We start from the raw sequence: 14,408 nt of genomic DNA, 5'->3' as shown, positions 1-14,408 counted from the left end.
TTATATATCTATGGATTCCAGAGAAAAAGAATTTGCGCAGCTTATTAAAGATAATCAGGGACTGATTATCAAAGTATCGCGCCTTTATACCAATTCTCTGGAAGATGAAGAGGATCTTTTCCAGGAAATCGTGTTACAGCTCTGGAGAAGCTATGATTCCTTTAAAGGAAATTCAAAGATTTCCACATGGATGTACCGTGTAGCGCTCAATACAGCCATTACCCTCTTTAGAAAAAAAAGCAAAAGTCTTCCTACGAATGAGCTAGACGTCAACCACAAAGATTTTGTGGAAGATGATGATGAAAAACAGCAGCAGGTATCACTTTTGTATACTGTAATCAAGACTCTTCCCAATGTAGAAAGAGCCATTGTCATGATGTATCTTGACGATCTGCCTTACAAGGATATTGCAGAAAACCTCGGTATCACTGAAGTCAATGCACGTGTTAAAATGAACAGATTAAAGAAAACCCTTAAAGAACAGATGGAAAAATATGCCTGAATTTGATCTAGATAGTTTAAAAAAAACATGGCAGGAACAACCTGTCCAGCCTAAATATGACAACAACGAGATTCTCCAGATGTTGAATAGAAAATCACGTAATTACATCAAATATATTTTCTGGATCAGCGTTGTAGAGTTTTTGTTTTTTTCCGTATTGGGCTTGTTTTACCTTTTCCCGGAAGAAGAATCAGACAGCTTCCGTAAAATGCTGGAAAGATTAGGAGCCCAGGAAGCTCCGGAAGTAGAAAACAACTTCGGTCATGCTTATTTAGCGATAAAGGTCTTAAGTTTATTGATCACAGCATATTTTGTATTGAAATTCTACCAGAATTACCGAAGAATCAAGATTGAGGAAAATCTGAAGGGACTTATCACCAGAATCATTAAATTCAAAACAACAGTCAATGCTTTTATTCTGATTAGTATTGTATTATTATTGATATTCACGTTTGTATTGACTGCGTTCATATTTTACACTTTAAATTCTCAGAATATACAGCCTAGCGGCTCGAATCTCACAATCATCATAGTAGGAATTGTTGTCAGTACTCTATTAGGCATATCCATGATCTGGCTTTATTACAGACTGGTATATGGTACAATTATTAAAAAGCTTGATAAAAATTTAAAGCAGCTTAAAGAAATAGATTCTCAGGAAAGTTAATATACATAGGCATATTTCGGGATATAATTATTAATTTTAGCCCACCAAATCTTAAACTATGCCCTTATCTTATGTGTGTGGAACTTCTGAGATTCCATTATTAGGACAGACCATTGGAGCAAATCTTAAAAGTACTGTCGAAAAATACCCCCATCAGGAAGCATTAGTCTGTGTTCATCAGAATTACAGAGCTACTTACCAGGAATTTTACAATCAAACCACTGCTGTTGCAAAAGCTTTACTGCTTTTGGGAGCAAAAGCAGGTGACAGAATCGGAATCTGGTCTTCCAATCGTTATGAATGGGTCCTCTTACAGTATGCCACTGCAAGAATAGGAACTATTTTAGTCAATATCAATCCGGCCTACAGGACTCATGAACTCACCTATGTTCTTAATCAGTCTGAAGTTCGTTTTATTTTTTCTTCTTTAAGTTTTAAAAGCAGCAACTACAAAGAAATGGTTGAATATGCCAAAGAAGTATGTCCTACCCTTGAACATGAGATATTCTTTGATGAAAACTGGGAAGCATTTGTCAATAACGGTCAGGATATTTCAGATAAAGTTCTCCACAGTTTTGAAGAACATGTACAGTTTGATGATCCTGTTAACATTCAATATACTTCCGGAACTACAGGTTTCCCGAAAGGAGTTACACTTTCTCATCATAATATCCTCAACAACGGGTATTTTATCGGAATCAGATTAAAATATACTGAGAATGACCGTGTCTGTATCCCTGTTCCTTTCTATCATTGTTTTGGTATGGTTATCGGCAATATGTGCTGTACAGCCCATGGAGCATGCATGGTAATTCCCAACGACAGTTTTGATCCGGAAATTACTTTAAAAGCCGTTTCTGACGAAAAATGCACATCTTTGTATGGTGTTCCTACCATGTTTATTGCTGAGCTGGCAGTAAAAGATTTTAATAAGTATGATTTTTCAAGCTTAAGAACGGGGGTCATGGCAGGCTCGGTATGTCCTCCGGAGATTATGAAAAAGGTAGAGAGCCTGATGAATATTAAAGAAATGAGTATCTGCTACGGAATGACGGAAACTTCACCTGTATCTACCCAGACTTTAATAGGAACACCGCTGGAGAAACAGGTCAGTACTGTGGGAACTGTTCAGGACCATCTTGAGATCAAAATCATTGATGAAAATGGCAGAACTCTGAAACGCGGGGAACATGGTGAACTTTGTACAAGAGGCTATTCTGTCATGCTGAAATACTGGAATGATCCTGAAAACACTAAAAAAGTACTGGATAATGCCCGCTGGATGCATACCGGAGATATGGCAGTAATGGATAAAGACGGATATATTACCATTTCAGGAAGAATAAAAGACCTTATCATCCGTGGTGGAGAAAATATTTCACCTAAAGAAATTGAAGATTTTTTATATACTTACACCAACATTCTTGATGTTCAGATCATTGGCGTTCCGAGTGAAAAATTCGGGGAAGAAGTGATGGCCTGGGTAAAAGTGAGAAAAGGTTTTACCATCACTGCTGAAGAACTGCAGGAATACTGCAAAGGAAGAATTGCCCACTATAAAGTACCGAAATACTGGAAATTTGTAGATGAATTCCCTATGACTATTTCCGGAAAAATAAGAAAAGTAGAAATGCGGGAGATTTCTATGAAAGAACTTGAATTAGGTAGTTTTAAAGATTAATTCCAAATAAAAACGATGAGCAATAAGAGATCGTTTTTTTCTCTCAACTGATAATAAAAAAGCATTTCAAATTGAAATGCTTTTTTTATATTTTTAAAGTTCTTTTCTTAATCTTGCTACAGGAATATTGAGCTGTTCACGATATTTTGCAATCGTTCTTCTGGCAATATTATAACCCTGTTCTTTTAGAATTACCACTAATGCATCATCTGTAAGCGGCTTTCTTTTATTTTCTTTGCTGATTACTTCTTGAAGGTGGGTTTTGATTTCTTTGGTAGAAACTTCTTCTCCGTCATCATTCGTTAAGCTGTCTGAAAACAAATCTTTAAGATATACAATACCGTTAGGAGTATCTGCATATTTACTTTTTACCACTCTTGAAATGGTAGAGATATCAAATCCTGTAATATCTGCAACATCCTTTAAGATCATTGGTTTCAGAGATTTTTCATCTCCGGTAATGAAATAATCCTTCTGGAATTTCACAATCGCCGTAATCGTCTGTAATAAGGTATTCTGACGCTGATTAATAGCATCAATATACCATTTTGCAGCATCCAGTTTCTGCTTGATAAATAATGCAGCCTGTTTATGTTCCGATGAATTCTTATCATGGGAATAAGTAGTAAGAATATCTTTATATTCTTCAGAAACTCTTAAGGTAGGTGCATTTTTGCTGTTGAGCATAGGTATAACCAATCCGTCTTTTACCTGAATCACAAAATCCGGAATAATTTCCTGATTAATTGTAATGGTCTGTGTATCAAAGTTCCCTCCTACTTTCGGGGATAATTTTGATATTTCTTCCAGTGCATCTTTCAGATCTTCTTCCTCAATATCATATTTCTGAATGATCTTATTGTAGTGCTTATTCGTCAAGGCTTCAAACTGATGTCTCAAGATATTGGCAGCTAAAGAAACTGCTTTATCTGAGCTTACTTTCTTTTCAATTTGCAGCAATAAACATTCCTGCAGGCCTCTTGCTCCTACTCCGGACGGATCCAGTTTCTGAACATAGTTCTCCAGGATATCCTCCACTTTTTCTTTAGTTGTATAAATTCCTTGTGAGAAAGCAAGATCATCAACAATAGATTTAATTTCTCTTCTAAGATATCCGTCTGTATCTAAGTTCCCGATAAGGTATTCTGCAATCTTAAGATCTTCATCATTGATATTAACCAGGTGAATCTGTTCTGTAAGATAGTCGTATAAGGACTGTCCCTCAGTGAGAAGGCTTTCGTTGTCAAATTCTTCATCATCCGGAGAATAGTTGCTGGATGCGGTTTTATAGCTTGGTTCATCGTCATAGATATATTCATTGACGTCGAAATCTGTTTCAATGCTTTCTGTACCCTCATCCTTATAAGCATCTTCCAGGGAAGAATATTCATCTTCCTTAGAATCTTCTTTCGCAATTTCCAAAGCCGGGTTTTCTTCTAACTCTCTCTCCAACTCCTCTTCAAATTCAAGAGTATGAAGTTGAATAAGCTTCATCAACTGGATTTGCTGAGGGGCCAGCTTTTGTCCTAATTTGAGTTGTAAGTGTTGTTTAAGCATATTCTTATTTGCATTTTAACATAACATATTCTACGAATTTAATAAATTTATTTGATAAAAAACGTATTTAGCATGATTTTTGCATTATACATCCCATCTTAATAAACTATTGAAAAATAAAAAAAGCCTTAACTTGTGATTAGGGCTTTTTTTTATTGTTCTAGAATTCAGCGCTTTTCGGCGTTCTTGGGAAAGGAATTACGTCTCTGATATTCGTCATTCCTGTTACAAAAAGAACTAATCTTTCCAACCCTAAACCAAAGCCTGCATGCGGCACAGAACCAAATTTTCTGGTATCAAGATACCACCAAAGCTCATGCTCATCTACATGCATGTCTGCCATTTTCTGTTTTAAAACATCTAATCTTGCTTCTCTTTCAGATCCACCGATGATCTCACCGATACCAGGGAAAAGAACATCCATAGCAGCAACAGTTTTATTGTCATCGTTCAGTTTCATATAGAACGCTTTGATTTCTTTCGGATAGTCAAATAATACTACCGGGCTTTCAAAATGTTTTTCTACAAGATATCTTTCATGCTCAGACTGAAGGTCTGTTCCCCATTTTTCAACCGGGTAAGCAAATTTTCCTTTTTTGTTTTCTTTTGAGTTCAATAGGATTTCGATGGCTTCAGTATAGCTTACACGTTTGAAACGTTTCGCTATAACATTCTGAAGTTTTTCGATAAGACCTTCTTTTGCTCTTTCTTTTTCCGGTTTTGTCTTCTGTTCTTCTGCAAAACGGTTGTCTAAGAACTCAAGATCATCTTTACAGTTATCCAATACATACTGGATTACATATTTTAAGAAATCTTCCGCAAGGTCGATATTGTCTTCAAGGTTGTTGAAAGCAACTTCCGGCTCAATCATCCAAAACTCCGCAAGGTGTCTTGTAGTGTTAGAGTTTTCAGCACGGAAAGTAGGTCCGAATGTATAGATTCTTCCTAATCCCATGGCAGCAGTTTCTCCTTCAAGCTGTCCTGAAACGGTAAGGTTTGTTTTTTTACCGAAGAAATCCTGTGCAAAATCAATGTCTCCTTCTTCAGTTCTCGGCATGTTGTTCAGGTCAAAGTTCGTTACTCCAAACATTTCACCTGCTCCTTCTGCATCTGCTCCGGTAATAACCGGCGTGTTGATATAGAAAAACTGATTCTGGTTGAAGAACGAGTGAACGGCAAAGCTTACTGCATGGCGCACTCTGAACACCGCTCCAAAAAGGTTTGTTCTGAATCTTAGGTGTGCCTGCTCACGAAGCTTTTCAAGGCTGTGTTTTTTAGGTTGAAGAATCGTACTCTGAAGGTCTTCCGTAAAGTTATCTCCTAAAACAATAATTTTTTTAGCGATAATTTCCACAGATTGGCCTGCTCCCTGGCTTTCCACCACTTCTCCTACTACTTTAAGGGAAGAAGCTGTACTGATATTCTTGATAATAGCTTCATCAAAATTTTCGAAATCAACAACTATCTGCAAATTATTAATCGTAGAACCATCATTAAGCGCTATAAAGCGATTAGCACGGAATGATCTTACCCATCCGTAAACTGTAATGTCATGATGTAATACTTTCTTGTAATCCTTTAGGACTTCTTTGATCGTTTGCTTTTTCATTTGTTGATGATAAATTTTTTATATAAAAATTAATGTCTGCAAAGTTACAAAAAAACAGCGCAACTTGATGATTGCGCTGTCTTAAAATCATTTAACAAGTATTTAAGCTTTCAGTTCAGGAAAATTACCCTTTTTCTTCTTCCCACTCTTCTTCATTTTCAGGTTACATTTCCACTCAATATTGTCCTGAACTTCAATAAAATCCGCATTGCCCCGGAGTAAATACCCTTACACTATCACCTTTTAGAAAGAATAAATTTTACTTTATTCTGAGTTTTCATGGAATTAGTTTTAATTTATTGAAATGGTTATTAGTTTTTAGGCAATAATTTCATGGTAAACTACAGGTCATGAATCCATCTATTAAACTATACTATACTTTTAAACACTGTGGATGGATTCTGCGAATTTATTTTACTTATTTTATGATTTTTTAAATGATCACTACTCTTTTATATTTCTAAATTTCTGAACAAATTACTTCATTACTATGTTTCATTTTTTACTGATATTCATTTATAATTTTAACCAGCTTTGTTTCTCATTTTTAATATACAGTTCCGGACTTTACTTTTTAATGAATCAACAGTTTGGAACTGATATCTTGTATTGTGCACATACAAAATAAATGATTGTGTTTTTACCTGAAGCAAAGATGCAGTAAGAAAAATAATGATACAAGAGAATGGTTCATAGATTCATAAATTTATATACCTAAAATCATGAATTTACAAACTTAAATAAAATGAAAATCAATCAGTTATATTTAACTCACCCTCATGTTTTCAATTTCTTTCAGATAGACAGAAAGAGGTGTTCCGGTTCGTTTTTTGAAGGCTAAAGTGAAAGCCTGCTCATTATTATATCCTAATTCTTCGGCAATAAAAGGAATTTTATAAGACCTGAATTTTCTGTCATTCGCCAATCTGTTGATGGCATAGTCAATACGGAGATCATTAAGATAGGTTGCAAAATTTTTCCCTTTGTAAGTATTGATAATTTCCGACAGATATTTAGAGTTTGTTTTTATTTTTTTGGCAAGACTTCCCAATGTAATTCCTTTATTCAAAAACTGGTCTTTGCTTTCAAAGATGTCAAGTTCTTTTAAAATGGTTTGGGCAATATCTTCAGAAATTGCTCTGGTTGTTCTGTCTTCTGTATTTTCTACCGGAAGAGTTTCAGGCAGAATCTCTTTTTTAATTTCAGACTCCCTGCTTCCTCTGTTTTCATTAACAGACTGAATCAGGTCCTGGGCAATCTTTTTATAATTCTTTTCAGATTTTTTGTATTTAAAATAAACATTGATAAATAAAAGATGTGATACCAATAAAAGACTCAACACGATATAAAACAGGCTCTTCCTTTTTGTAAGCTCATTGGTAATATTTTCTTTCTCCTGCTGTAGTTCCGGAGTATCATACCTTCTCGGAAGTTCTCTGGAAATATACCTGAACCGGCTATCCAGGACCTGATCAACCTTTAAAAAACGTTCTACATAATACAGTTGTTTTTCCTTAGCATTGTTTTCTTTATAATAATCAATCAGATAGGTGTATACATCTCTCAGTTCAGGATAGATGTAATTTGTTTTAAGAACCATGGAATCTATCTTCCGGAAAAAGTTTACGGCTTTTTCTTTTTCCTGAAGCCCGGCATAGGATTTTCCCAAATACAAAAGAGTATAATGCTGGTTTCTTTTACTGCCATTATTGTTTGTAAAGAAATATTTTTCACACTCCAATAAACCGTCAATCGCTTTCTGATAATTTTTTGAATGCAGATGATAATATCCCAGCAACCCAAGATTCTGATAATAACGGTAAACATTTTTATTTTTCCTTGAATCTTGTAAACCTTCCTGTATTAATATATAAGCAGAATCCATTTTACTGATCTCTATATAAGCATCTGCCAGGTTCAGTTTGAGAGAGTTTTTCTCATCCTCATTCATATAATCAGCATCATAGGCATAATGTCTCAATACCTTAGCAGTTTCCTCGTGTTTTCCAATATAATTATTCAGATAGGCAATATTGATATGTGCCATGGCAATCTGCCGATTATTTCCTTTTTCTTTTGCATATTTCAACCCTAAGATATAATTATTTAATGCAGACTGAAGATTATCATTTTTAAAATATAAAATCCCTCTTAAAAGATACGTTCTTGCCGGATAAATGTTTTCTTTGGAATTTTTGGTGATATGCTGTAGGCTGTCAAGATATTGTAATGCATTGGGTAAGCTTTCGTCAAAATGAAGCATAACATACCCTTCAGCAATCTGAGCTGTATTTTTTTCAAATTTTGCTTTTTTAAGATAATAATTTGCAATACTTCTTGCACTGTTTGCATCTTCAGAACGGTCCTTATAGAATTCTTCTTCCAATTCCTTATAAGTAAGTCTTTCAAGAATATTTTTTTCTACATTATTGATCTGTGCCTGAAAAAACACATTCCCTATAATCAAAAACAGCAGTAAATATTTTATTTTCATCATTCATCCTAGCTATATTACAAAAATATTATTTTTCTTCAGTAGATGCACCAATCCTTTTACTTTTTTCCGTGAATGGGGAATAATTTTATTAAAATCAATACTGATAAACTCACAAAAGAGAGTACAGTATGAAAACTGCACTCTCTTCAAAAATCATTTCCATTCTACCCTTCCTTCCATATAATATACCCTTCCCTTATCTTCGTAAAGAAGATCATACCCCTGAGAGGTCAGGTAGAAATGACAAACCTTCATTTCATCTTTTTTATCTTTAAATTGAATAACAGCCGGGCACATTTTAGCACGATCCATTTTTTTCACAGTCAGATCAAAATTCTTCTGAATATTCTTTTTGCTGTACAGAGACAACATTCTGTCATCAATAAAGCGCACATATTTTAAAGATGAAAGAGGGTAATTAATCAATTCAAAAGGCTGTCCTGCCAGCCTGGCTGCATTTTCATTGAAAAAATTCGTAATCGAAAGACTGTCTTGAGTAATATTTTTTACCACACTTGATTCATATCTTTTTCCATCCGTAAATTCCATGCTGTAGATGGCTTCCATCTTAATAGCAAAGCCTTTCCCTGATTTTCTTAAATCTTTAAGATCTGTAAATTCTTTCCCTTTTTTGATCACAATCAAAACATTTCCTTCTCCAAAATCACAATCGTAATATTTTTTATAGTCAAAAGATTCTTCTGTTTGGGTATTCAGTGTATCATTGATTGTATTTTGTGAAAAAACACGTACTGAAAACAGTAATAAAAATAATATCCATTTATAATTTTTCATGGTTGAATTATTTATAGGTTTAAAATCATTTAAAAGACAAGGTTAATTCCCATACCATAGCGGAATCCTTTAATAGGAAAAGGCTTGTAGGTATTATATTCAAAGTTGTACCCTAATTCTGCACAAAAGAAATGGTAAAAATTTATTCCCGCTTTGGGTGAAACCGCATAAGGTGAAACTCCTGCTCCGGCATATAAAGATGATACCTCGGCACCATCCCGAAACGAAACAACTTTTCTGAAATAATCAAACTCCGGAATGACCAGTAGCTTTCTTTCGTCCCACCAGTTAAAATGACCTCTTAAGCTGTAATAATTCTTATCACCATCAGTAAGTTTTGTTCCTATTGACAGAAAGGCTTTATTATCCATTGAAGTCACTTCAATTCTGGTACTGAGAAGAATGACCAGCCACTTTTTTTCTTTGATTTCTTCAAACTGAGCTTGTAAGAAACCACAAAGAAATATTGCGATTGTTAAAGCTAACTTTTTCATAATGTCTTATTGGTTTTTTGTTTTTTAAAATTCCAGTTGATCAATGGAAGTTTTCTCTTTCCGTTCTCATTCCATCCGCCAATCTGTATTCCACTGAAATCACTGCATTTATTGTACAGTCCTATTTGTATTCCTCTGCATTTCTGGCCAATATTAGCCAGTGGTGCTACAGAAACCCCTTTCATTTCATGGTGCAGATTAAAAAACGGAGAAACAGCCATACCGTTGGTCACCGCATAAGTATTGATATTACTTGAAACATTGATTTCCAAACCATTTGTAACCGTAGGTTCCATATTGATGAGCGACCATTGAAGTCCATTGATTTTGTTCATCTTTTCACGAGGAACTATTACATAATCATCATTACCAGGTAATTGTAAGTTGAAAAGCATCAACGGAGGAAGAAAAACACCTAGGAAATTGAATCCCAGGCCCAGGCCATTTACTTTTTTCGGTTTAAAATGATCTTCTTCATCATAATATTTAAATAAAACTCCATTCACGTTTCTGACATTCTTTGAGGGGGAAGCGGCAATCAGTCTCGGTTTCAAAGAATCTGCTTTTAAACGGTCTGATGCATAGGCCAGACTACTGAATAAAAGAACTGCTATTAATAAAATTCGTGTTTTCATAACTCTTTATTTTAAAATTACAGTTCAAAATTATCAGCAGAAGGCTCAGTTCCGAATGTGAAAAAAAATTAAAAAAAATGCTACATTTGTGAAAATCACAAAACTATGCACCAGGAAGCCCTACTGAAGGAGATCCGAAGAAAAATCGGTGAAAAATCTTTAAATGATGAGATCGCCAACATTCTTAATATCAGCTATGATGCAGCTCACAGAAGGACTTCCATGAAAGCCAAGTTCAGTTTTGAGGAAGCACTGGAACTTGCCAAATACTATCAGATTTCATTAGATCAGTTCCTGGGAACAGAAAACCAACTGATTGTTAAAAGAACCCAGCCTGTAAGAACCACCGAAGATCTTTTAAACTATTTTGAAAACTCTTTGAAGATTTTAAATGTTTTTCAGAATATTACCAATTCCAAAGTATTTTATTCAGCAAAAGACATCCCATTTTTTTACACGATTTCAGATTCCATTTTGTCCCGTTTCAAATTTTATGTCTGGATGAATTTACTGAACCAGGATAAATTTTTAAGCCCTTTTCATGAGTTTAATATGGAATATCATTCTGTAAAAAATGAAATGCTGAAAGATCTTTATGATAAACAAAATGTAACTGAAATCTGGAATGACACCACTATTATGAGCGCTTTAAGACAAATCTCATTCTATTATGAGATGGGATTGTTAAAGAAAAATGATGTAGATCTTATTCTGGATGACCTGAGAAAATTATTGGAAGGGCTTGAAATGAAAACACTGGAGAAAACTAATTTTCAGATCTATGTGAATGATTTAGTAATTTTAAACAACAGTATTTTATTCAAAAACGAGCAGCAATGTTCCTTTTTCGTTCCTTTCAGTATGTTTGGATATATGATGACCAATGATAAAATCACCTGTGAAGATTCTCTGAGCTATTTTGAGCATCAGATCAAGAACTCCAGATCGCTGAACGAATCCGGAAACCGGGAAAGGAAAATGTTCTTTAATAAAATGTATGAACAGATTGACCGATTAAAACAAACCCTATCATGAATACACTTCGTAAAGGCGAATACTTTGGACAAACCAATCAAATGGTCAATTTAGAAGGATTGACCATCACTGATACGGAGTATACACATCCTTACGTAGACTGGCATTATCATGAAAATGCTTATTTCACTTTTCTTCTGCAGGGCAATATGACAGAAGGAAACAAAAAAGAAAGGTATGACTGTTCTGCAGGAACGTTATTGTACCATCATTGGGAAGATCCGCATTACAATATTAAACCGGAGGTTTTCACAAGAGGTTTTCACATCGAACTTTCACAAAGCTGGTTTGATCGGTTTGATATTCAGAAAAATAAAGTGGAGGGTAGTTTTAATATAAAAGATCCCACTTTAAAACTCTTGGTTTATCAGATGTTCAGGGAAACCAAAACCAATGATTTGTCTTTTGAAATAGCTGTCAATCAGTTATTATTACATCTTTTCAGTCAATTGAGCCATCAGAAAGAAATAGTTGATAGAAAACCCGTATGGGTAGGTCAGATCAATGAAATTCTGCATGAAAGCTTTACGGAAAGTCTCAATCTTACAGAACTTTCCAAAACATTGAACATTCATCCCATTCATTTAAGCAGGGATTTTCATAAATACTTCCATTGCAATCTGGGCGAATACCTCAGAAAATTAAAACTCAATAAATCTCTTGAACTTCTCACTTTACCCAATTCTTTAACGGATATCGCTTTGGAATGCGGTTTTTCAGACCAGAGCCATTTTATCCGTTGTTTCAAAGAGAATATAGGAATTACTCCACTTAAATACAGGAAGCTTTTGAAAAATCATTAGAATCTGTCCGAATTCAGAAAGGCCATCCTGAAAGTCAAATTATTCCGCTTTTGTAATCGTGACGAACGAAGAATCTTACTAGTTATCAAGTGTTTGAGATTCTTCATTTCATTCTATTCCATTCAGAATGACACTTTTGAAATAGTACCATTCACGATTTGGATACATCATTCCCCGATTTGGATACATTTCCCCTTTTGTAAGTTTCCATCTTTGTACCATCATTTAAACAAAAAAATATTTAAAAATGGAAACAAAAAAAGTATGGTTCGTGACAGGAGCTTCAAAAGGCTTAGGATTCGAGTTGGTAAAAAAATTATTATCCGAAGGATTTCAGGTTGCTGCCACAAGCCGTACCGTTGAATCCCTGATCTCCACCATCGGAGAAACTTCAGAGAACTTCCTTCCGCTCAGCGTCAACATTACAGACAATAATGACATCAAATCTGCTATTGCTAAAACAGTGAATCATTTCGGACGAATTGATGTAGTTGTCAATAATGCAGGCTACGGGCAGATCGGAACGCTGGAAGAACTTACCGATGAAGAAGCAAGAGAAAATTATGCGGTGAATGTTTTCGGAACCTTAAATGTGATAAGAAACGCCATGCCTTATCTTCGCGAGCAAAGATCAGGAAACATATTCAATATTTCTTCTGTTGGGGGATATTCTGCCAATTTTCCAGGTTGGGGAATTTACTGTTCAACAAAATTTGCTGTTGCCGGCTTTACTGAAGCTTTGGCTGAAGAAGTAAAAGATTTCGGAATTCATGCTACCGTAGTGTACCCAGGATATTTCCGTACCGATTTTTTGAACAAAGATTCTGTAAAAACTCCCGCCAATCCCATTCAGGCGTATGAAGCAGCGAGGAATTCTGAACAGGCACACCTTAATGACATCAACGGAAATCAGCCTAATGATCCTGGAAAAGCAGCTGACGTCCTGATCCAGATCAGTAAGGAGAAAAATCCACCAGTACACTTGTTATTGGGTGTAGGTACCCTGGAATTTCTGAATAACAAGATTGATATTTTAAAGAAAGACGCTGAGAAATGGGAAAGCCTTACTGTTTCCACTGCGATCTAATTCTGTAGTGATACCCTTCGGCTCTGTTATACATAAGCAGAGCCGAAGACTTTTTGAATCAATACGTTATACTTTTTACAAAAACAACTAACTTCGCTATATGAAACAGCCTGTTCATTTTAATTCTATTTCAGATTTTCATGCTTTCTGTGGTCTTCCCAATCCTGAGCATCCGCTGATCAGTGTGATAGATTACAGTAAAGTCCGCTATATTATAGACAATGAGGAGTTGAAATGGATACAGAATTTTTATTCGATTGGTCTGAAAAAGAATGTCAGTCCTAAGTTCAATTACGGACAGCAGCAATATGATTTTGACTCGGGTGTATTGTGCTTTGTTTCTCCACAACAGTTTTTAAGTCTGGAAATAAGACAGGATGTTGAAGTAGAGCCTACCGGATTTTTATTGCTGATTCATCCCGATTTTCTGTGGAACACTTCATTAACCAGGAAAATAAAATCTTATGATTTCTTCAGTTATAAGGTGAAAGAAGCCCTTTTTCTTTCTGACAAGGAAGAGAAAATTCTTGTTGATATTTTTAAAAATATTGAGCGTGAATATCAAACCAACACCGATAGATTCACGCAGGAACTGATCATTGCCCAGATTGAATTATTACTGGTTTACTCTGACCGTTTTTATGAACGTCAATTTTTCACCAGAAAAAAATCAAGCCACGAATTATTATACAAGTTTGAAGACCTTCTTTCTCAATATTTTGAAAGTGGAAATCTTCTTGAAACCGGAATCCCATCAGTAAAAACCATTGCCGAACAAATGAATATTTCTCCTAATTATCTGGGAACGCTTCTACGGCTTCACACCCAGCAAAATACCCAACAGCATATTCAGAATAAACTCATTGATTCTGCTAAAGAACGTTTGAGCACGACAAGTTTATCTGTAAGTGAAATTGCTTATGAATTGGGATTTGAACATCCACAGTCTTTCAGTAAACTCTTTAAGCAAAAGACCAATCAGTCTCCGGGAGAATTTAGAAAATTATTTAATTAGATTCAAGGGCAGATCAATATAAATGTTAATT

13 protein-coding genes are annotated in these 14,408 nt (G+C 35.0%); 7 read left to right on the top strand and 6 right to left on the bottom strand.

Annotated features, from left to right (window positions below; all coding sequences use genetic code 11):
- Window positions 1–10: 10 nt before the first annotated feature.
- The 3 genes from SFA27_RS04825 to SFA27_RS04815 are packed head-to-tail and all read left to right on the top strand — an operon-like array spanning window position 11 to window position 2,850.
- A complete protein-coding gene (locus SFA27_RS04825; protein WP_047378820.1) occupies window positions 11–502 on the top strand; it encodes an RNA polymerase sigma factor in 492 nt (163 codons plus the stop codon).
- Window positions 495–1,169: a hypothetical protein gene (locus SFA27_RS04820; protein ID WP_047378821.1), complete on the top strand. Its 675-nt coding sequence runs from the start codon at window positions 495–497 to the stop codon at window positions 1,167–1,169. Before SFA27_RS04825 ends, SFA27_RS04820 begins: the two co-directional genes overlap by 8 nt.
- A 58-nt stretch (window positions 1,170–1,227) precedes the next feature.
- Window positions 1,228–2,850 (top strand): AMP-binding protein, encoded by a 1,623-nt coding sequence (locus SFA27_RS04815; RefSeq protein ID WP_407296721.1) that lies wholly within the window; start codon window positions 1,228–1,230, stop codon window positions 2,848–2,850.
- Between the two features lie 93 nt (window positions 2,851–2,943).
- Here SFA27_RS04815 and rpoN read toward each other — a convergent pair whose 3' ends face one another.
- The 6 genes from rpoN to SFA27_RS04785 form a co-directional block, all read right to left on the bottom strand.
- A complete protein-coding gene (rpoN, locus tag SFA27_RS04810; protein WP_407296718.1) occupies window positions 2,944–4,407 on the bottom strand; it encodes an RNA polymerase factor sigma-54 in 1,464 nt (487 codons plus the stop codon).
- A gap of 160 nt (window positions 4,408–4,567) precedes the next feature.
- Window positions 4,568–6,016 carry an asparagine--tRNA ligase gene (asnS, locus tag SFA27_RS04805; protein WP_407296715.1) on the bottom strand — a complete coding sequence of 483 codons (1,449 nt, stop codon included), beginning with the start codon at window positions 6,014–6,016 and terminating at the stop codon, window positions 4,568–4,570.
- A 766-nt stretch (window positions 6,017–6,782) separates the two neighbouring features.
- Complete coding sequence (locus SFA27_RS04800; protein WP_407296713.1) at window positions 6,783–8,513, bottom strand: helix-turn-helix domain-containing protein; 1,731 nt, start codon at window positions 8,511–8,513, stop codon at window positions 6,783–6,785.
- Between the two features lie 153 nt (window positions 8,514–8,666).
- Entirely contained in the window at window positions 8,667–9,308 is a 642-nt protein-coding gene (locus SFA27_RS04795) for a hypothetical protein (RefSeq protein WP_052184846.1), read from the bottom strand.
- A gap of 29 nt (window positions 9,309–9,337) precedes the next feature.
- Window positions 9,338–9,802, bottom strand: coding sequence for a hypothetical protein (locus SFA27_RS04790; RefSeq protein ID WP_407296710.1), 465 nt, complete (start codon window positions 9,800–9,802; stop codon window positions 9,338–9,340).
- Entirely contained in the window at window positions 9,799–10,437 is a 639-nt protein-coding gene (locus SFA27_RS04785) for an LA_2272 family surface repeat-containing protein (RefSeq protein ID WP_407296708.1), read from the bottom strand. The genes SFA27_RS04790 and SFA27_RS04785 overlap by 4 nt, the downstream gene beginning before the upstream one ends.
- Window positions 10,438–10,542: 105 nt before the next feature.
- On the opposite strand from SFA27_RS04785, the gene SFA27_RS04780 reads away from it, so the two are divergent.
- From SFA27_RS04780 to SFA27_RS04765, 4 genes are all read left to right on the top strand, one after another.
- The gene (locus tag SFA27_RS04780; protein WP_264517107.1) at window positions 10,543–11,472 is read left to right on the top strand and encodes a helix-turn-helix domain-containing protein; all 930 of its coding nucleotides are present in this window, start codon (window positions 10,543–10,545) and stop codon (window positions 11,470–11,472) included.
- Window positions 11,469–12,275, top strand: a complete 807-nt coding sequence (locus tag SFA27_RS04775) for a helix-turn-helix transcriptional regulator (protein ID WP_407296704.1) — start codon at window positions 11,469–11,471, stop codon at window positions 12,273–12,275. Before SFA27_RS04780 ends, SFA27_RS04775 begins: the two co-directional genes overlap by 4 nt.
- 247 nt (window positions 12,276–12,522) lie before the next feature.
- Complete coding sequence (locus tag SFA27_RS04770) at window positions 12,523–13,362, top strand: SDR family NAD(P)-dependent oxidoreductase (protein WP_047378831.1); 840 nt, start codon at window positions 12,523–12,525, stop codon at window positions 13,360–13,362.
- 100 nt (window positions 13,363–13,462) lie between these two features.
- Window positions 13,463–14,377, top strand: a complete 915-nt coding sequence (locus tag SFA27_RS04765) for a helix-turn-helix domain-containing protein (protein ID WP_407296702.1) — start codon at window positions 13,463–13,465, stop codon at window positions 14,375–14,377.
- Window positions 14,378–14,408: the final 31 nt, after the last annotated feature.

The organism is Chryseobacterium sp. HR92 (genome assembly GCF_045689405.1).
In the GTDB taxonomy this organism is placed as follows: Bacteria; Bacteroidota; Bacteroidia; order Flavobacteriales; family Weeksellaceae; genus Chryseobacterium; species Chryseobacterium viscerum_A.
This window is presented reverse-complemented; position numbering and strand designations above follow the sequence as displayed.